This window comes from Plantibacter sp., from assembly GCF_059073635.1.
In genome coordinates this window covers 400,458-418,231 of sequence record NZ_JCACOF010000001.1, presented here as the reverse complement: position 1 = coordinate 418,231, position 17,774 = coordinate 400,458, and the positions used below count along the sequence as shown (strand labels likewise).

Below are 17,774 nucleotides of genomic sequence, written 5' to 3'. Positions count from 1 at the left end.
CAGGGGGTGTGGCTGTGAGGCGTCCCGCGTTACCGTCGGGACACGAGGAAAGGAATCAGCATGAGCGACCCACGAGACGAGATGGACGACCCGATCGGCGACGCACAGGAGGCGATCTCCCGAGCGCTGCCCGACAACGCTCCCGAGAGCGATGATCCGATGGCGGCGCCGACGGTCGACGACCCGGGCTCCGAGCCCGGCGACGGCGACCCCGCCGACCAGCCGGGCCTCCTCTAGCGAGGCTCGCCCGGGGCTGTCCTCAGCTCGGGAATCCCTGGTCAGCGCGGTGCTGCCGACCGAGGTGTGCTGAACCGGCGCCAGCGCGGTGCGCTGGTCCGAACCCCCGGGATCAGGCTTCAGCGCGGCCCGTGCGCGTGGGCGCGACCCTCCGGAGACCCGCGCTCACGCGTGTGGCCCGCGCTCGCGTCAGCGCACCGCGCTGGCGCAAGCCGAAACGCAGGAGGGTGGAGGTGTGCAACGCGGGGGCGCTCCGCGCGCGTAGCGGAACGACTTCGGACGATGTCAACCCCCGGGACGGAATGGTCGGGCCCCCATACGGTGGACGGAGTTCTGCGAAAGGAGCTTCATCATGAACATCCTGCTCATCATCGTCATCGTCGTTGCCATCGTTCTCGCCATCACCGGTGGGTTCGTCCAGTCCCTCAACTTCCTGCTGTGGGTCGGCCTCGTGCTGCTCGCGATCGCGATCATCGCGTTCCTGATCAGGACGATCACGGGTCGCAAGGCCCTCTGACTCGAATCCGAGTTCACGAAGCGGTCGGTCCCTCCGGGGGCCGGCCGCTTCGCTGTGTCCGGGGTGCTGTGTCCGGGCGCTGTCCGAGTCCTACCGCAGTGACGGGTCCACGCTCGTCCGACGGAGCACCGCGTCGGCGAAGGCCCCGAACAACCGCTCGCCGGCCTCGCGCATCGGACCCGCCACCGCGGCGACCTCGGACCGCAGGCGGTCGGCCGCCTCCTCCGCGGTCCCGGCGATGAACGGCAGGTCGCGGAGCATGAGCGGTTCCGCGAGCCACCGGTCGAGCATCGGCGGGTCGACCTCGAGGTGGAACTGCGTCGCGAAGACCCGGTCCTCGATCCGGAACGCCTGGTTCGGCGTCGACGGCGACGACGCGAGGACCGTCGCTCCATACGGAGCCTCGACGACGTCGCCATGCCAGTGCAGCACCGGCAGCCGCTCGCCCCGCATGCCGAGTTCGCTCTCGGTCAGGAGCTCGACGTCGCCGACACCCACTTCGTGCGCGGCCGCCGAGTGGAGCGTGGCTCCGAGGGCCGTCGCGATGAGCTGATGCCCGAGACAGACCCCGAACACCGGGATGCCGAGCACCGCCGCATCGCGCACGAGCTGCGCTTCGAGCCCGAGACCCGGGTGCTCCTCCACGTCGAGCGCGCCCATCGGGCCGCCGAGGAGGACGAGCCCGTCGAACCCGGTGATCTCGCGCGCCGGCGGCAGCTCACGACGCTCGACGATCGTGTCGAGCGTCCAGTCGATCCCCGACGCCGTCAGCACCTCGCCGAGCACCGCCGGTCGTTCCCAGGGGACGTGCTGCAGGACGAGGACGTGCGGTCTGGTCATCGGAGGCCTCCAGGTCGCTGGGGCGGCGCGACCGGTCTCCGCCGGGTCGCGGAGGTCGTCGCCGTGCGAGCATCGTAGCGAATCCGGGCGTCGTCACCGGCCCGAGGCATCGGGCTCCCGGCCGATACACTGTCACCGTGCTGCTCTCGGACCGTGACATCAAAGCCGAACTCGACGCCTCCCGCATCGCGCTCGACCCCTACTCGCCGGAGATGATCCAGCCGTCGTCCATCGACGTCCGCCTCGATCGTTTCTTCCGCCTCTTCGACAACCACAAGTACCCCTTCATCGATCCCGCGGAGGATCAGCCGGAGCTGACGCGCCTCATCGAGACGCTGCCGAACGAGCCGTTCATCCTGCACCCCGGCGAGTTCGTCCTGGGGTCCACGTACGAGCGGGTCTCCCTCCCGGACGACGTCGCCGCACGCCTCGAGGGCAAGAGCTCGCTCGGTCGTCTCGGGCTCCTCACGCACTCCACCGCCGGCTTCATCGACCCGGGCTTCACGGGCCACGTCACCCTCGAGCTCAGCAACGTCGCGACGCTGCCGATCAAGCTCTGGCCGGGGATGAAGATCGGTCAGATGTGCTTCTTCCGGCTCACGTCACCGGCCGAGCGCCCGTACGGGTCGAGCGAGTACAGTTCCAGGTATCAGGGACAGCGTGGACCCACCGCCTCCCGTTCCTTCCAGAACTTCCACCGGACCGACGTCGGCGAGACGCAGCGCTGACGCAGGACTGAGGCGGGCGTCCCGACGACGGGCGAGCAGGTGGACCAGCAGAAAGGCCCCGCCATGAGCACGTCAGAGCGACCCGACTTCGCCCGCGCGATCACCGCCGACGGGCCGACGCCGCTCTACCCGCGTCGCATGGTCCGGTTCGGGCAGTTCGTCGGGTCCTGGGACGTCCACTCGAAGCGCCTCGACGACGAGAGTGGCGAGTGGGTCGAGTCCGACTTCCGCTGGATCGTGTCGTACATCCTCGAGGGGCGGGCCGTGCAGGACGTCCAGCTCGTCGCGAACGACGCGGAACCGTCGGGCTGGGAGACGGTCAGTACGGCTCTCCGCGTCTACGACCGGTTGATGGGCGCCTGGCGGGTGAACTACGTCGAGCCACGGCGCGGCGAGTTCTGCCAGCTCGTCGCGACGCCGCACCGCTCCGACGGCATCCGTCAGGACGGCACGCGGAACGACGACAAGCTCATCCGGTGGAACTTCAGCGGCATCACCGAGGACTCGTACACCTGGGAGAGCTGGGTGTCCGACGACGAGGGCGTGACCTGGTGGCTGCAGGAGCACAACGAGGGTCGCCGCATCGCCTGAGCGGATCCGTCTCCACCCTCCACCGCGACACTCAGGGGTCGGTGCGCGCCAGGCGCTCCAGGAACGACGCCAGCTGCTCGCGCTCGGCCGTGGAGAAGCCGTCGAGGACACGCTCCTCGGCGGCGAGGTGATCGGGCAGGGCCGCTTCGACGAGGCGCTTGCCGGCAGGGGTGAGGGCGACGACCGTGCCGCGCCCGTCCTGCTCGCTCGGACGGCGCGTCACGAGACCGCGCTCGACGAGCTTGTTCACGCGCTGGGCGATCGCGCTCGACGTCACCATCGACCAGTGGGCGAGGTCCTTCGGCGCGAGCTCGTGCGGTGAGCCGGCGCGGAGCAGGGTGGCGAGCACATCGAACGAGGCGCTGTCGAGACCGTGCTCGGCGAAGGTCGAGGACAGACGTGCGTCGACCGCCGTCGCCGCTCGCGACAGTCGTCCGATGACGGCCATGGGCGAGACGTCGAGGTCGGGTCGCTCGGTCCGCCACTGGCTCAGGATGTCGTCGACGCGCGTGCTCATGCAGCCAGCGTAGCAATTCGCTTAGCACTGAGCTATTCTTGCTCAGTGCTTAGCAATCAACTCCGCATCGCCGCCGTCACCGCCATCGCCCCGATCAGCTGGGGGACCACCTACCTCGTCACGAGCGAACTGCTCCCGCCGGGACGACCGCTGCTGGCAGCCGTGCTCCGGGCGCTGCCCGCGGGCCTCCTGCTCCTCGCGATCACGCGAACCCTGCCGGTCGGTGGCTGGTGGTGGCGGTCGCTCGTGCTCGGCACGCTCAACATCGGCGCCTTCTTCGCGTTCCTCTTCCTCGCCGCCTACCGACTGCCCGGCGGGGTCGCCGCGACCATGGGGGCGATCGGGCCCGTGCTCGTCGCCGTGCTCGCGAGCCTGCTGGTGGGGGAGGCGTTGACCGTGCGTCGCGTCGTCGCCGGGTTCGCCGGGGTGGCTGGGCGTCGCCCTCATCGTGCTGCAGGCCGACGCGCGTCTCGACGCGGTCGGCGTCGTCGCCGCACTCGCCGGTGCGGTCTCGATGTCGCTCGGATCGGTGCTGAGCAAGCGGTGGGGGAGGCCGGAGGTCGGCCGCCGGATCGGCGCGCGTCGGCGCACGAACCCGGACCTCGACCCGACCGCGGCCAGCGGCGCACCGGTCTCCGGCCTCGCGCTGACCGCCTGGCAGCTCGTCGCCGGCGGTCTCGTCCTCGTGCCGGTGCTGCTCGTCGTCGAGGGACTTCCGTCGGCCGCCCCGGACGCAGCGGCGATCGGCGGGTACGCCTACCTCTCCCTCGTCGGCACGGCCCTCGCGTACGCCCTGTGGTTCCGTGGCATCGCCGCGCTGCCCGTCGGGTCAGTGTCCTTCCTCGGCCTGCTCAGTCCCGTCGTCGCCGTACTGGCAGGCCTCGTGGTCCTCGGCGAGGCGCTGAGCCTCGGACAAGTGCTCGGGATCGCGGTCGTCGCCGGCTCCCTCGTCCTGGTCTTCACCGCGAGGCGGCCCCGGGCCATACTGAGCGCATGAGATTCCGCACCGTCATCGAACTCCAGGGCAACAACACCGGCATCCTCATCCCCGACGCCGTCGTCGAGGGCCTGGATCGTGGCAAGCGCGTGCCCGTCGTCGTCACCGTCGGTGCGACCACCTACCGCAGCACCATCACGCCGATGGGCGGCCGGTACCTGATCGCATTGAGCGCCGCCAACCGCGCCGCCGCCGGGGTCGCAGGAGGCGACGAGGTCGACGTGGACCTCGAGGTCGACGACGCACCGCGCGTGTTCCCGTTGCCGCCCGAGCTCGAGACGGCGCTCGCGGGAGACGAGCAGGCGCTCGCCGCCTACGGAGCCCTGTCGTTCAGCCGACAGCGCGCGCTGGCCGAGCCGGTCGCGCTGGCGAAGACGGATGCGACGCGCGACAAGCGGATCGCCGCGGCCGTCGAAGCGCTCCGCGGCGCCTGACCTCGCTCAGTCGCCTGAATCTGTTCGGAAACCGGCTCGATCCGTGCAGATCCGGGCGACTCAGCGGGCTGTGGACTCCGCGAGCAGCGGCACGACGAGCGGCAGCTGGAGCGTCAGCCACGGGCTGAACGCGAAGGGCGCCTGCTCGACGGACGCCAGGAGCGATTCGGGCTCCGCCCAGGCCCACTCCACGACCTCGTCGGGGTTCGGCTCGGGTGTCGCGTCCGTGTAGGCGACGTAGACCGGGCAGATCTCGTACTCGACCACACCCGAGGCGTCGACGGCGCGATACCGGAAGTCGGGCAGCACCAGTTGCGGCGCGGAGATCGGCAGGCCGAGCTCGGCACTCGCCCGACGCAGCACGGCGTCCACGCTGTCCTCGTCCGGGCCGGGGTGTCCGCAGAACGAGTTCGTCCAGACGCCCGGCCACGTGAGCTTCGAGAGCGCGCGCCGGGTCACGAGGATCCGACCGTCGGGCCCGATGACGTGGCAGGAGAACGCGAGGTGGAGTGGCGTCTCCAGCGTGTGGACGGTCGCCTTCGGCGTGGTGCCGATGCGGGTGCCGTCCTCGGCGAGCAGGACGACGAGTTCTTCGGGTACCGACATGCGTCCATTCTCCCCGACGATCGGGGTGAACGCGAATGGACAGCTAGCGTACTAATCTCGCCGCTCCGTGAAGTAGCCTCGTGATATGGAGACCCACCACGTCGTCGACGCGCCCTATCGACAACAGCATCAGGTCGAGGATGCCCTCGAGCGTTTCCTCGAACTGGCGAAGACGCAGGCGGTGTCGTTCGGCGGCGCCGGCTACCTGCGGCTCTGGGAGACCATCGAGCGCAGCATGGCCGGCGGCAAGCGGTTCCGCCCACGGATGGTCATGACGGCCTACGAGGCGCTGGGTGGAACGGACATCGTCGCCGCGGCTCACGTCGCCGCCGCCTACGAACTCCTGCACACCGCGCTGATCGTCCACGACGACGTGATCGACCGCGACTTCGTCCGGCGCGGCAGCCCCAACGTCTCCGGCAGCTACCGCGACATCGCGCAGACCGCGGGCATCCCGTTGCCGCTCGCCGAGCACCGCGGCATGTCCGTCGCCGTCATCGCCGGCGACCTCGCCCTGTCCGCGTCCTACCGCCTGATCGACCGCGCCGGGAGCGCCGACGCGGTCCGCACCCGCCTGCGCGAGATCCTCGACGACGCGATCTCCGCCTCGGCGGCCGGCGAGCTCGCCGACGTCGACTTCACGGTCGGCGGCGTCGTCCCGACGGTCGACGACATCATCCGCATGGAGCGCCTGAAGACCGCCTACTACTCGTTCGAGGCGCCCCTGCAGTCGGGCGGCGTCCTGGCCGGCGCTCCGGAGGCGACGATCGACGCGCTCGGAGCGTTCGGGCAGCAGATCGGTATCGCCTACCAGATCATCGACGACGTCCTCGGCGTCTTCGGCGACTCGAAGACGACCGGCAAGACGACGATCGGCGACCTCCGCGAGGGCAAGCTGACGGTCATGGTGGCGTTCGCGGCGGAGCAGCCCGAGTGGCACGCCGTCGAGCACCTCTTCGGCGACCCGGACCTCGACGAGGAGGGTGCCGCCGTCCTGCGCGACGTCCTCACGACGACGGGCGCCCGCCAGCACGCGACCCTGCTCGCCGGTGACTACGCCAACCGCGCCTGGGAGCAGCTGGCCTCGCCGAGCATCCCGGCGCAGCTCCGCGACGAGCTCCGCCCCATCGTCGCCACCGTGCTCGAGCGGTCGCGATGACCGCAGCAGGGGACGGGACCGGGCGACCGGCCGACGACGCCTCGGCGGTCGGCGACGCACGACAGCTCTACGACCGGGTCGCGCAGGAGACCGCCAGCATCGTCATCCGTCGGTACTCCACGTCCTTCGGTCTGGCGGCCAGGCTGCTGGGTGGCGACATCCGCCAGGACGTCGAGAACGTGTACGCGCTCGTCCGCATCGCCGACGAGATCGTCGACGGCGTGGCCGCGGCGGCCGGGCTCGACCCCGAGCGGGTCCTCCGCATGCTCGACGCGCTTGAACAGGACACCGAGGACGCGATGGAGACGGGGTACAGCAGCAACCTCGTCGTCCACGCCTTCGCCATCTCGGCGCGGTCGGCGGGGATCGAGGCCGACCTCACCCGTCCGTTCTTCGCGTCCATGCGCGCGGACCTCTCGCGCACCGTCCACACGCCGGAGACGTTCCGCGACTACGTGTACGGCTCCGCCGAGGTCGTCGGGCTCATGTGCCTGCGGATCTTCCTGCGCGGCCACGACGTCGACGACGCCCAGCGCGCCGCGTTCGTCGTCGGCGCCAGGAGTCTCGGTGCCGCCTTCCAGAAGGTGAACTTCCTCCGCGACCTCTCGGCCGACCACGACGAGCTCGGCCGCAGCTACTTCCCGGGTGTCGCCGTCGACGAGCTCACCGAGGCGCAGAAGCACAGCCTGCTCGACGACATCGAAGCCGATCTCGACCGCTCGGCAGCGGTCCTCGGGCGGCTGCCGAAGTCGAGCCGTCGCGCGGTCGCCCTCGCCCAGGAGCTCTTCTCGGAACTCGCCCGACGCATCCGGACGACGCCGGCCTCGGCGCTCGTCCGCACGCGTGTCCGGGTGCCCGACCCGGTCAAGCTCCGCATCGCCGCCGGCGCGCTCGCCGGTCGCACACCGGCCACGACCGGCACCACCGCCTCCATCCCGACGATCGACGAGAGTTCGCAGTCATGACCACCTCCCACAACCGGACCGTCGTCATCGGCGGCGGCATCAGCGGTCTCGCCACCGCAGCCCTCCTCGCCCGCGACGGCCAGCGGGTCACGCTGCTCGAACGACGCGAGGTGCTCGGCGGCCGCGCCGGCACCTGGGAGCAGGACGGCTTCACCTTCGACACCGGCCCGAGCTGGTACCTCATGCCGGAGGTCTTCGACCACTTCTACCGCCTCCTCGGCACCTCTGCCGCCGAGCAGCTCGACCTCGGGCGACTCGACCCGGCCTACCGCGTCTACTCGGAGGGCCGCGACGGGCACCTCGACCTCGCCGCCGACCGGGCCGGCAACCTCGCCCTGTTCGAGTCGGTGGAGCCCGGTGCCGGCGCGAAGATGGACGAGTACCTCCGCAGCGCGAAGGAGACGTACGAGATCGCCATCCGGAGCTTCCTGTACACGACGTTCGAGTCGTACCGGACGCTCGCGAGCCGTGAGGTCCTCGCCCGGATGCCGAAGCTCGCGAAGCTCCTCACGGAGGACCTCGACACCCTGGCCGCGCGCACCGTCTCCGACGTCCGGTTGCAGCAGATCCTCGGCTACCCGGCCGTGTTCCTCGGCTCCTCGCCCTTCGAAGCGCCGAGCATGTACCACCTCATGAGCTACCTCGACCTCGAGGACGGCGTGCTCTACCCGCAGGGCGGCTTCTCGCGGATCATCGACACGATCGCCGAGCTCGCCCGCGCCGAGGGTGTGGAGATCATCACGGGCGCCGAGGTCACCGGCATCACCACGATGCCCGCCGGCCGCCGCGCCAGGGTCGACGGCGTCAACTACCTCGACGCCGACGGTCGTCGGCAGCTGCTCCGCGCCGACCGCGTCGTGTCCGCCGCCGACCTGCACCACACCGAGACGACGCTGCTTCCCCGCGAACTCCAGACCTACCCGGCCGAGTACTGGGAGAAGCGCACCGCCGGTCCCGGAGCCGTGCTCGTCATGCTCGGCGTCCGCGGCGAGCTCCCGGAACTCCTGCACCACAGCCTGTTCTTCACGGCCGACTGGCGCGACAACTTCGGCCGCATCTTCGGCGAGGAGACGAGCGTGCCCGACCCCGCGTCGCTGTACGTCTGCCGCCCGAGCGCGACCGATGCGGGCGTCGCACCCGACGGCCACGAGAACCTGTTCATCCTGGTCCCGGTCCCGGCCGATCCGTCCATCGGTGGCGGTGGAGACGCCCGGGTCGCGGAGATCGGCGACGCCGCCATCGCGCAGATCGCCGAGTGGGCCGGCGTCCCCGACCTCGCCGAGCGCATCGTGGTGCGTCGCGACGTCGGACCGGCCGACTTCGCGACCGACCTCAACGTCTGGAAGGGCACCGCCCTCGGGCCGGCGCACATCCTCTCGCAGAGCGCGATGTTCCGGAGCGGCAACGTCAGCAAGAAGGTCGACGGCCTGTTCTACACCGGTGGCTCCACCATCCCGGGCATCGGCCTGCCGATGTGCCTCATCAGCGCGGAGCTCGTCGTGAAGCGCATGCGCGGCGACATCACCACCGGCCCGATGGCGGAGCCGTTGCGCGCGCGCGCCGAGGCGACCGGCTGATGGGTCTGCTGTACCTGCTGGCGCTGCTCGTCTCGATCACCGGGATGGTCATGCTCGACCGGCGGTTCCGGCTGTTCTTCTGGGCCGACCGACGGCGGGCCGCGATCATCCTGCCGATCGGCGTCGTGTTCTTCCTCGTGTGGGACCTGCTCGGTATCGGCACCGGCATCTTCTTCCGCGGTGAGACCTCGTTCATGACCGGGCTGCAGGTCGCGCCCGAGCTGCCGATCGAGGAGGTCTTCTTCCTGACGCTGCTCTGCTACCTCACGATGAACCTGTTCGGTGCGGCGCGACACACGCTCGGCCGGGTGTCCCGCCGGACGACCGGCGCCGCCGAGGTGAGCGGACGATGACCTACTGGGCCCTCAACGCATGGTTCCTCGCCGTCGTGGCGGTCGTCGCCCTGCTCGCGGTCGTGCGGCTCGATCGACGCCGTGCGAACGGACCGCGATCCACCGGTCTGACGGCGGGCACCTGGCTGCTCGCGGTGGGCGGTGGGCTCGTCGTCCTCCTGCTCATGACCGCGCTGTTCGACAACATCATGATCGGCATCGGGCTCGTCGGCTACGACCCCGCACTCATCTCCGGCGCCTTCATCGGCATCGCGCCCCTCGAGGACTTCGCCTACGCCATCGCCGCGGCCGTCCTGCTCCCGTCGCTCTGGGTGCTCCTCGAGCGCCGAACCCCTGCTCCCGTCTCCCCATCCCCGTCCCAGGAGGACCCGGCATGAACCGACTCGGCCAGCTCGTGCTGTCCTCCCGACCGCTGTCGTGGATCAACACCGCGTACCCGTTCGCAGCGGCGTACCTGCTGACCACGCGCGAGCTCGACCTCACCTTCTGGCTCGGGACGCTGTACTTCCTCATCCCGTACAACCTCGCGATGTACGGCATCAACGACGTCTTCGACTACGAGTCCGACCTGCGGAACCCGCGCAAGGGCGGCGTCGAGGGCGCGGTCCTGGACCGCCGGATGCACCGGTTGACGATCTTCGCGGCGATCGTGACGAACGTCCCGTTCCTCGTCTACCTCGTCGTCATCGGGTCGCCGCTGTCGTGGCTCGTCCTCGCGATCAGCGTGTTCGCGCTCATCGCGTACAGCGCACCCGGCCTGCGGTTCAAGGAGCGGCCGTTCATCGACTCGCTCACCTCGAGCACGCACTTCGTGAGCCCGGCGGTCTACGGCCTCGTCCTCGCCGGTGCGGTCTTCACGCCCGCGCTCTGGGCGCTGCTCGTCGGCTACTTCCTCTGGGGGATCGCCAGCCACGCCTTCGGTGCGGTGCAGGACATCATCGCCGACCGGGAGGGCGGGATCGGCTCGATCGCGACGGTCATCGGTGCGGCGGCGACCGTCCGGTTCGCCTTCGTCGCCTACCTGGCCGGTGGAGCGCTCATGCTCGTGACCCCGTGGCCCATCCCGCTGGCCGGCCTGCTCGCGCTGCCCTACGCCGCGAGTGTGCTGCCGTTCTGGAACCTCCGCGAGGAGGACGCCGAGCGGGCCAACGCGGGGTGGAAGCGGTTCCTCCGCCTCAACTTCCTGACGGGCTTCCTCATCACGATGCTCATCATCTGGTACTGGTTCCTGACGTCCTGACCGGAACCCGCGACCCTGTCTCAGGAGTCCCCGGGCGCGCCGCCGAGGTCACTTGGCGCCACGCCCGGATCCTCCTGAGAACGGGTCGTCAGTCGAGGCTCAGAGCTCGAAGGAGAAGCCGAGGTCCTCGGGGTACTCGCCGAGCTCGGTGAGGCCGGTCGCCGCACGCTGGAGGGCGGCGAGGGTCAGGCCGAGCGTGCCGGGGCCGAAGCTGACGCGTGAGACGCCGAGTTCGGCGAGGCGCTTGAGCGGGACCGCGCCGGGGTAGCCGATGACGGAGATGCGTCCGTGCACCTGCTCGATCGCCTTGGCGACGAGCTCCTCCGTGCCGAGTCCGAGGAAGAAGACGACGTCCGCACCGGCCTCGAGGTAGGCGTTGGCGCGGGCGACGGCCTCGTCCCACGCCTCGGGGTCACCGGCGAGCGTGTCGACCCGGGCGTTGATGACGAGCGGGATGCCCGCGTCCTCGGCTCCGGCGCGAGCGGCGGCGACGCGGGCCGCGGCCTCCTCGATCGGGAACTGCGGGGCCTTCGCGGCACCGACGGAGTCCTCGAGGTTGATGCCGACGGCACCCGACTCGACGATGAGGCGGCGGACGTTCTCGCGAACCCCGGCCGCGTCGGACGCGTACCCCTTCTCGAAGTCGATCGTCACCGGCAGGTCGACGGCGCCCACGATGATCTTCGCGGCGGCGATCGCCTCGTCGACGTCGAGGCCACCGCCGTCTTCGAGCCCGCGGACGTTCGACACCGAGTGGCTCGCCGAGGCGAGGGCGACGACGCCGGGGGCTTCGGAGACGACCTTCGCGGTGATGGCGTCCCAGACGTTGGTGACGATGAGCGGGGAACCCGGCTCGTGGAGGGAGTTGAGGAGGACGGCTTTGGCATGCTGATCGGTCATGTCCGCAGTCTGTCAGCGGACGTCCGCCGCCCAGCCGACAAGCGTCGAGAATTCAGGGAACGTTCGGGTTGGCTGCGGTTCCCGGCTCGTCGTGGGCCGCTCCCGTGACGCAAGACGAGGGCGGTCCGCGCGTCAGCCCACGCCGCCGGTGGACCGGGCGGGCAGGATGCCGTGCGTATCATTGGTGGCCGAAGGAAGGCGTTCCCATGACGAAACCGCCGACGGTCTACGACGTCGCGCACCACGCCGGCGTCTCCATCGCGACGGTCTCGCGGGTGCTCAGCCGCCCCGACGACGTGAAACCGGCCACGCGAGACCGCGTGCTCGCCTCGGTCGGTGAACTCGGGTACGTCCCGAGTGGGGCCGCACGAGGACTCGCCGCGCGCCGCACCGGCGTCATCGGCCTGTTCTTCCAGGGGCTCGACGCGATGGACGACCTCGGGGACATCGCCCTCGAGGGTGACGAAGCGGCGGCCGGGGGAGCGCGCATCGTCCGCGACATCCCGGAGCGGACCGACACGCGGACGCTCAACCTCTACTTCGACGAGGTGCTGCGCGGCTGCGAGCTGGAGTCCTGGCGGAGCGGGTTCGCACTGCTCGTCGGCGTCGGACGCGGATCCACGGCGACGCAGACCGTGCGCGACATGGCGGGTCGGGTGGACGGCCTCATGGTGCTGGCCGGGAGCGCGAGCGAGGAGGAGCTCGCGCGCTTGTCGCGGCACGTCCCGATCGTCGTGATGGCGGGGCCCCGGCGCGGCGACGACCTCGACCACGTCTCCGTGAGCAACGCCGAGGGGATGCGCACGCTCACGGCGCACCTCATCGACGACCTCGGTGCCCGAGAGCTCGAGTACGTGGCCGGAAGCCTCGGCTCGCCCGATGACGCGGAGCGCTGGAGCGGGTTCCGCGCGGCCCTCGCGGACCGGTCGCTCGACGCCCCGGAGGAGCCGACCCTCCGCGGCGACTTCACCCGCGAGGGCGGGCGACGGGTCGGTCGGGAGCTGTTCCGACGCGACGGGCTGCCGCGGGCCGTCGTGTGCGCCAACGACCAGATGGCGCTCGGCGTGATCGACGCCGCCAGGATCGCCGGGGTCGCGGTCCCGGAGGAGCTCATCGTCACCGGATTCGACGGCATCGACGCCGGCCGCCTGTCCGCTCCGCGGCTCACGACGGTCCGGCAGCCGATGGAGACGCTCGGCCGGGTCTCCGTGCAGGCACTCGCCCGTCGCCTCGCCGAACCGAAGCTGCCCGCGATGTCCGTCCGACTCCCCGTCGAGGTCGTCCTCCGCGAGAGTTCCGAGTCGATCACGTCCTGATCATCGCCTCCCCTCGCGTTCACCATTCAGGAAGCCCGCGGCGTGCCGCGGCGCGTCCGTCCGCCACGAGGTCGCCGCGCCGAGGCTCTCCTGAATTGCGAACAGGATCGGATGTCCGACACGGGTTGCGCCGGGCAATGTATGCGCTTACACTCGACCGGTACAGACTTCAGCAAGGACGGTGGCGATGACGCACACGACGCACGAGCGGACCAAGGTCCGCAGGCGCAGACGACTCGGAGCAGCGGCGATGATCGCCGCGGCGGCCCTGCTCGTCTCCGGCTGCAGCATCCAGATCAAGAGCGAGCCGGATCCCTCGATCCCCGCCGACACGATGCTGCTGGCCTCCGACAAGGGCACCCCGATGCTCGAGCGGAACTTCAACCCCTACCTCGTGAACAAGCGCTCGGCCTCGAGCTACATCTACGAGCCGCTCGTGATCATCAACGTGCTCGACGGCAAGGAGACGCCGTGGCTCGCCGAGAAGGTCGACCTCCCGGACGCCCGCACGATCGACTACACGATCCGCGACGGCGCCACCTGGTCCGACGGTGAAGCCTTCACCCCTGAGGACGTCAAGTTCACCTTCGACCTCATCAAGCAGTACCCGACGCTCGACCAGAAGGGCGCCTGGCAGCACATCGACACGATCGAGGTGAAGGGCCAGCACGTCATCATGCACCTGCTCGACGACGACGCCCCCGCGGCCGACATCGTCTCGCAGACGCTCATCGTCCCGGAGCACATCTGGAAGGACGTCAAGAGCCCCGACACCTGGCGGAACCCGAACCCGGTCGGCACCGGCCCCTACGTCCTCGGCAACTACACCTCGCAGCAGTACACGATGGACAAGAACGAGACGTACTGGCAGGCCGACAAGATCGAGGTCAACCACCTCGTGATCCCCGCGGCCACCGGTGAACTCGACATCGTGACCAAGGGCTTCGACTGGGCGTACTCGTTCCTGTCGAACGTCGAAGGCACCTGGGGTGCGGCAAACGACCACAACAAGTTCTGGTTCCCGCCGGGAGGCGTGATCGGGCTCGTGCCCAACATGGACGTCGCCCCGTTCGACAACGTCGACGTCCGTCGCGGCATCGCCCTGGCGCTCGACCGCGACAAGATCGCCGACGCAGCGACCGAGGGCTACCTCGGTGCCGCCGGCCAGTCGAGCCTCATGCTCCCCAACCAGGAGGCACGAACTCGACCCGACCCTGCCGAACCAGGGCATGATCACGCAGGACACCGCCGGCGCCCTCGAGGCCTTCGCGGCCGCCGGGTACACCCAGCAGGGCGGCAAGCTCGTCGACGCGGCGGGCAAGCAGTTCAGCTTCTCGATCACGACCGCCAACGGCTACGCGGACTGGCTCCGCGCGGTCCAGGAGGTCCGCAAGGAGCTCGGCGCCCTCGGCATCGACGTGCAGATCAAGCAGCCGCAGCCGCCGGGGTACCAGCAGGCGATCCAGAGCGGCGCCTTCGAGGTCGCCATGGGTGGCATGGGCAACGGCATCATGTTCCAGGGCTTCAACAACAGCTTCAACAGCGAGTTCGCGAAGCCGATCGGCGAGACGACGTCCAGCAACTTCGGTCGCTACCGCAACCCGCAGATGGACCAGCTGCTCGCCCAGTACAAGGAGACCACCGACGAGGCCACTCGCCTGGGGCTGAGTCACCAGATGCAGCAGATCGTCTACAGCGACTTCCCGGTCATCGGCATGTACTACGGCGGACTCTGGGGCCTCTACAACGACAAGAAGTTCACCGGCTGGCCCGATGCGGACAACCCGTACGCACCGCTGCAGACCTACGACCAGACCCCGCTCCTCGTGTTCACGCACCTCAAGCTCCGGAAGGACGGTGAGTGACCGTGTACATGGTGCGCAAACTCGGCCTCTTCGTCCTCACCCTGTGGGCGGCGGTCACGCTGAACTTCCTCCTGCCGCGGCTCATGCCCGGCTCCCCGACCGACGCCGCGATCGCGAAGCTCGCGCAGAACGGCCCGGTCTCCGCGGCCACGCGTGCGGCGATCGAGGCCCAACTCGGTGTCCCCGGCGGCAACCTCTGGGAGCAGTACGTCACGTACCTCCACCAGGTCGTCACGCTCGACTTCGGGGTCTCGTACACCTTCTTCCCGCAGTCGGTCGGTGAGCTCATCTGGCAGGCGTTCCCGTACACGATCATCCTGCTCGGGATCGTGACGATCGTCGCCTTCATCCTCGGCACCCTCATCGGCGTGCTCGCGGCCTGGCGGCGGAACACCTGGCTCGACGCCCTGCCGACGCTGAGCGGCACCTTCGCCAGCACGTTCCCGTACTTCTGGACCGCACTGCTCCTGCTGTTCTTCGCCGGCTACGTGCTCCACTGGTTCCCGACCTCGGGTGCCTTCGGCCCGACGGCTTCGCCTGCCTTCACCTGGGACTTCATCGTCGACGTCGCGTACCACGCGGTGCTGCCGGCGCTGACGATCCTCGTGACGAGCCTCGGTGGCTGGATCATCGGCATGCGCAACGCGATGATCAACACCCTCGGTGACGACTACGTGACCTTCGCCGAGGCGAACGGTCTCCGTGGTCGCACGGTCGCCATCAAGTACGCGGCCCGCAACGCGATCCTCCCGAACCTCACCGGCTTCGGGCTCGCGCTCGGCGGTGTGGTCGGCGGCTCGATCCTCGTGGAGCAGGTCTTCGGATACCCGGGCATCGGCTTCCTCCTGTTCAACGCGGTGATCGGACAGGACTACCCGCTCATGCAGGCGCTCTTCCTGCTCATCACCGTGAGCGTGCTCATCGCCAACTTCCTCGTCGACATCCTGTACGGCGTACTCGACCCAAGGACCCGCCGATGACCACCACACAGCACGTCAAGACACTGCAGTCCGACGCAGCCCGTCCGTCCGCCGCGGAGGTTCGCCTTCATCGGTCGATCGGCGGCGACGCTCTGGGCCAACTGGAAGTCCCGCCTCGGGCTCATCATCCTCGCGTTCTTCATCCTCGTCGCGATCTTCGCCCCGGTGCTCGCACCGTACGGCGCGAGCCAGGACGGGTTCCCCCGGAACGCCGACTCGAGTCCCGAGCACTGGTTCGGGACGACAGCGGCGGGCGAGGACGTCCTCAGCCAGCTCATCTACGGTTCGCAGATCAGCGTCACGGTCGGTTTCATCGCCGGCATCCTGTCGACGATCGTCGCCGTCCTGATCGGCCTCAGCTGGGGCTACATCAAGGGCTTCGGCGCCGAGGTCGTGAACTTCATCGTCAACCTGTTCCTCGTGGTGCCCGGCCTGCCGCTCATGATCGTCATCGCCGCGTACCTCCAGAACGGTGGGCTCGTGATGATCGTCGCGGTCATCGTCATCACCGGGTGGGCGTGGGGTGCCCGCGTGCTCCGCAGCCAGACGCAGTCGCTGCGTTCGCGTGACTTCGTGACCGCGGCCCGCTTCTCCGGCGACCGACCGTTCCGCATCGTGTTCAACGAGATCCTGCCCAACATGACGTCCCTCATCGCCGGTGGCTTCTTCGGTGCCGCGACGAGTGCGATCCTCGCGGAGGCCGGCCTCGAGTTCCTCGGCCTCGGCGACTCGTCGATCGTCAGCTGGGGCACCATCCTCTACTGGGCGCAGAACTCCAACGCCCTGCTCACCGGTCAGTGGATCCTCCTCTTCGCCCCCGGTCTCTGCATCGCGCTCCTCGCGATGAGCCTCACCCTCATCAACTTCGGTGTCGACGCGATCAGCAACCCGCGCCTCCGTGAAGGGAAGTCACGATGAACGCCGTCAACCTCCAGGCCGAGAGCGCATCCGCGCCGGCAGCCGGGACCGGAGCGCTCCTCGAGGTCCGCGACCTGTCCGTCGTCTACGAGTCCGTCGGCGCCGCGCCGGTCCAGGCGGTCGACCACGTGTCGTTCTCCGTCGGTGCCGGTGAGTTCATCGGGCTCGTCGGCGAGTCCGGCTCCGGGAAGTCGACGCTCGGCTTCGCGGCCACCCGCTTGCAGAAGCCGCCTGCCCGCATCAACGGCGGGCAGATCCTCTTCGGTGGCAAGGACATCCGCGAGCTCGGCGACGAGGCGCTCCGTGAGCAGCGTCAGGGCGGCTTCGCCATGGTGCTGCAGTCGGGCATGAACGCGCTCAACCCGGTCCGCACGATCCGCAACCACTTCGTGGACATCTTCAAGGCGCACGGCCACGTCTCCCGCGACCGCTGGGACGCCCGGATGGCCGAGCTGGTCGACAAGGTCGGGCTGACGCCGCAGGTGCTCGCGCGCTTCCCCGGCGAGCTGTCCGGCGGCATGCGTCAGCGCGTGTCCATCGCACTGGCCCTGTCGCTCGAGCCCCGCCTCATGGTGTTCGACGAGCCGACCACCGCGCTCGACGTCCTCGTGCAGCACGCGATCATGGACACGATCACCGAGCTGCAGCAGGCCGAGGGGTTCACCGCCATCCTCATCAGCCACGACCTCGGCGTCGTGCTCGAGGCGACGCAGCGCGTGCTCGTCATGCACGAGGGTCGCATCGTCGAGGACGCCCCGAGTCGCGACATCCTCGAGCGTCCGCAGGACCCGTACACGCGGATGCTGCTCAGTCACTACGCCGACCCGCGCGCCGCGGTCGTCGAGCTGCCCGGCTTCCCCTCGCGTGCGAACCGGGGCACTGCTCCGGTGTCCGGCACCACGACGAGCGTCCCGACCGCGACGAGCGCGAGCTCCGAGTCGGGCAAGGCCGTCGTCGCGCGCCGGTCGTTCGGCCGAGTCGGCGGTCATCGTCGACGCCGTCTCGAAGGTCTACCCGCCGCCGCGCCGCGGTGA

At 69.7% G+C, this 17,774-nt stretch carries 21 protein-coding genes and 2 pseudogenes; 19 read left to right on the top strand and 4 right to left on the bottom strand.

Annotation, left to right across the window (positions count from 1 at the left end):
• Nucleotides 1–60 precede the first annotated feature (60 nt).
• Complete coding sequence (locus AC5JOC_RS01985) at nt 61–237, top strand: hypothetical protein (RefSeq protein ID WP_159453388.1); 177 nt, start codon at nt 61–63, stop codon at nt 235–237.
• 352 nt (nt 238–589) lie between these two features.
• A complete protein-coding gene (locus AC5JOC_RS01980) occupies nt 590–754 on the top strand; it encodes a hypothetical protein (RefSeq protein ID WP_162852292.1) in 165 nt (54 codons plus the stop codon).
• A gap of 90 nt (nt 755–844) precedes the next feature.
• Here AC5JOC_RS01980 and AC5JOC_RS01975 read toward each other — a convergent pair whose 3' ends face one another.
• Entirely contained in the window at nt 845–1,594 is a 750-nt protein-coding gene (locus AC5JOC_RS01975; protein WP_079704920.1) for a type 1 glutamine amidotransferase, read from the bottom strand.
• Nucleotides 1,595–1,731: 137 nt separating this feature from the next.
• Here AC5JOC_RS01975 and dcd point away from each other — a divergent pair, with 137 nt between their 5' ends.
• Nucleotides 1,732–2,322: a dCTP deaminase gene (gene dcd, locus AC5JOC_RS01970; RefSeq protein WP_056009122.1), complete on the top strand. Its 591-nt coding sequence runs from the start codon at nt 1,732–1,734 to the stop codon at nt 2,320–2,322.
• A gap of 63 nt (nt 2,323–2,385) precedes the next feature.
• On the top strand, nt 2,386–2,913 hold the full coding sequence (locus tag AC5JOC_RS01965) for a hypothetical protein (RefSeq protein WP_071261813.1): 528 nt from the start codon (nt 2,386–2,388) through the stop codon (nt 2,911–2,913).
• A gap of 31 nt (nt 2,914–2,944) precedes the next feature.
• Here AC5JOC_RS01965 and AC5JOC_RS01960 read toward each other — a convergent pair whose 3' ends face one another.
• The gene (locus AC5JOC_RS01960) at nt 2,945–3,430 is read right to left on the bottom strand and encodes a MarR family winged helix-turn-helix transcriptional regulator (RefSeq protein ID WP_124768553.1); all 486 of its coding nucleotides are present in this window, start codon (nt 3,428–3,430) and stop codon (nt 2,945–2,947) included.
• 45 nt (nt 3,431–3,475) lie between these two features.
• Here AC5JOC_RS01960 and AC5JOC_RS01955 point away from each other — a divergent pair.
• The 3 genes and pseudogenes from AC5JOC_RS01955 to AC5JOC_RS01945 all read left to right on the top strand — a co-directional run.
• Nucleotides 3,476–3,805: pseudogene (locus tag AC5JOC_RS01955) on the top strand (EamA family transporter); the annotation flags it as partial.
• A gap of 73 nt (nt 3,806–3,878) precedes the next feature.
• Nucleotides 3,879–4,427: an EamA family transporter gene (locus AC5JOC_RS01950; RefSeq protein WP_494245022.1), complete on the top strand. Its 549-nt coding sequence runs from the start codon at nt 3,879–3,881 to the stop codon at nt 4,425–4,427.
• Nucleotides 4,424–4,861: a YdeI/OmpD-associated family protein gene (locus tag AC5JOC_RS01945; RefSeq protein WP_124768555.1), complete on the top strand. Its 438-nt coding sequence runs from the start codon at nt 4,424–4,426 to the stop codon at nt 4,859–4,861. Before AC5JOC_RS01950 ends, AC5JOC_RS01945 begins: the two co-directional genes overlap by 4 nt.
• A 60-nt stretch (nt 4,862–4,921) precedes the next feature.
• Here AC5JOC_RS01945 and idi read toward each other — a convergent pair whose 3' ends face one another.
• Complete coding sequence (gene idi / locus AC5JOC_RS01940) at nt 4,922–5,467, bottom strand: isopentenyl-diphosphate Delta-isomerase (RefSeq protein ID WP_494245020.1); 546 nt, start codon at nt 5,465–5,467, stop codon at nt 4,922–4,924.
• A gap of 85 nt (nt 5,468–5,552) precedes the next feature.
• Here idi and AC5JOC_RS01935 point away from each other — a divergent pair, with 85 nt between their 5' ends.
• Genes AC5JOC_RS01935 through AC5JOC_RS01910 form a run of 6 tightly spaced genes read left to right on the top strand, consistent with a single transcriptional unit; the run spans nt 5,553 to nt 10,761 of the window.
• The gene (locus AC5JOC_RS01935; RefSeq protein ID WP_124768556.1) at nt 5,553–6,626 is read left to right on the top strand and encodes a polyprenyl synthetase family protein; all 1,074 of its coding nucleotides are present in this window, start codon (nt 5,553–5,555) and stop codon (nt 6,624–6,626) included.
• Nucleotides 6,623–7,591: a phytoene/squalene synthase family protein gene (locus AC5JOC_RS01930; protein WP_079704927.1), complete on the top strand. Its 969-nt coding sequence runs from the start codon at nt 6,623–6,625 to the stop codon at nt 7,589–7,591. The genes AC5JOC_RS01935 and AC5JOC_RS01930 overlap by 4 nt, the downstream gene beginning before the upstream one ends.
• Nucleotides 7,588–9,168, top strand: coding sequence for a phytoene desaturase family protein (crtI, locus tag AC5JOC_RS01925; RefSeq protein WP_138946254.1), 1,581 nt, complete (start codon nt 7,588–7,590; stop codon nt 9,166–9,168). The genes AC5JOC_RS01930 and crtI overlap by 4 nt, the downstream gene beginning before the upstream one ends.
• On the top strand, nt 9,168–9,521 hold the full coding sequence (locus tag AC5JOC_RS01920; RefSeq protein ID WP_159877475.1) for a lycopene cyclase domain-containing protein: 354 nt from the start codon (nt 9,168–9,170) through the stop codon (nt 9,519–9,521). The genes crtI and AC5JOC_RS01920 overlap by 1 nt, the downstream gene beginning before the upstream one ends.
• Nucleotides 9,518–9,898, top strand: a complete 381-nt coding sequence (locus AC5JOC_RS01915; RefSeq protein ID WP_079704930.1) for a hypothetical protein — start codon at nt 9,518–9,520, stop codon at nt 9,896–9,898. The genes AC5JOC_RS01920 and AC5JOC_RS01915 overlap by 4 nt, the downstream gene beginning before the upstream one ends.
• Nucleotides 9,895–10,761: a prenyltransferase gene (locus AC5JOC_RS01910; RefSeq protein WP_064297137.1), complete on the top strand. Its 867-nt coding sequence runs from the start codon at nt 9,895–9,897 to the stop codon at nt 10,759–10,761. Before AC5JOC_RS01915 ends, AC5JOC_RS01910 begins: the two co-directional genes overlap by 4 nt.
• A gap of 99 nt (nt 10,762–10,860) precedes the next feature.
• On the opposite strand, the gene AC5JOC_RS01905 is transcribed toward AC5JOC_RS01910, so the two are convergent.
• Nucleotides 10,861–11,661, bottom strand: coding sequence for an isocitrate lyase/PEP mutase family protein (locus AC5JOC_RS01905; RefSeq protein ID WP_064297138.1), 801 nt, complete (start codon nt 11,659–11,661; stop codon nt 10,861–10,863).
• Nucleotides 11,662–11,867: 206 nt separating this feature from the next.
• On the opposite strand from AC5JOC_RS01905, the gene AC5JOC_RS01900 reads away from it, so the two are divergent.
• The 6 genes and pseudogenes from AC5JOC_RS01900 (at nt 11,868) to AC5JOC_RS01875 (ending at nt 17,774) form a co-directional block, all read left to right on the top strand.
• The gene (locus tag AC5JOC_RS01900; RefSeq protein ID WP_494245016.1) at nt 11,868–12,977 is read left to right on the top strand and encodes a LacI family DNA-binding transcriptional regulator; all 1,110 of its coding nucleotides are present in this window, start codon (nt 11,868–11,870) and stop codon (nt 12,975–12,977) included.
• Nucleotides 12,978–13,164: 187 nt separating this feature from the next.
• Nucleotides 13,165–14,085 (top strand): annotated as a pseudogene (locus AC5JOC_RS01895) (ABC transporter substrate-binding protein); the annotation flags it as partial.
• Between the two features lie 121 nt (nt 14,086–14,206).
• Entirely contained in the window at nt 14,207–14,842 is a 636-nt protein-coding gene (locus AC5JOC_RS01890) for an ABC transporter substrate-binding protein (protein WP_494245014.1), read from the top strand.
• 8 nt (nt 14,843–14,850) lie between these two features.
• Entirely contained in the window at nt 14,851–15,822 is a 972-nt protein-coding gene (locus AC5JOC_RS01885; protein ID WP_085512196.1) for an ABC transporter permease, read from the top strand.
• A gap of 69 nt (nt 15,823–15,891) precedes the next feature.
• Nucleotides 15,892–16,740: an ABC transporter permease gene (locus AC5JOC_RS01880; RefSeq protein ID WP_494245168.1), complete on the top strand. Its 849-nt coding sequence runs from the start codon at nt 15,892–15,894 to the stop codon at nt 16,738–16,740.
• Nucleotides 16,737–17,774 carry an ABC transporter ATP-binding protein gene (locus AC5JOC_RS01875; protein WP_494245012.1) on the top strand — a complete coding sequence of 346 codons (1,038 nt, stop codon included), beginning with the start codon at nt 16,737–16,739 and terminating at the stop codon, nt 17,772–17,774. Before AC5JOC_RS01880 ends, AC5JOC_RS01875 begins: the two co-directional genes overlap by 4 nt.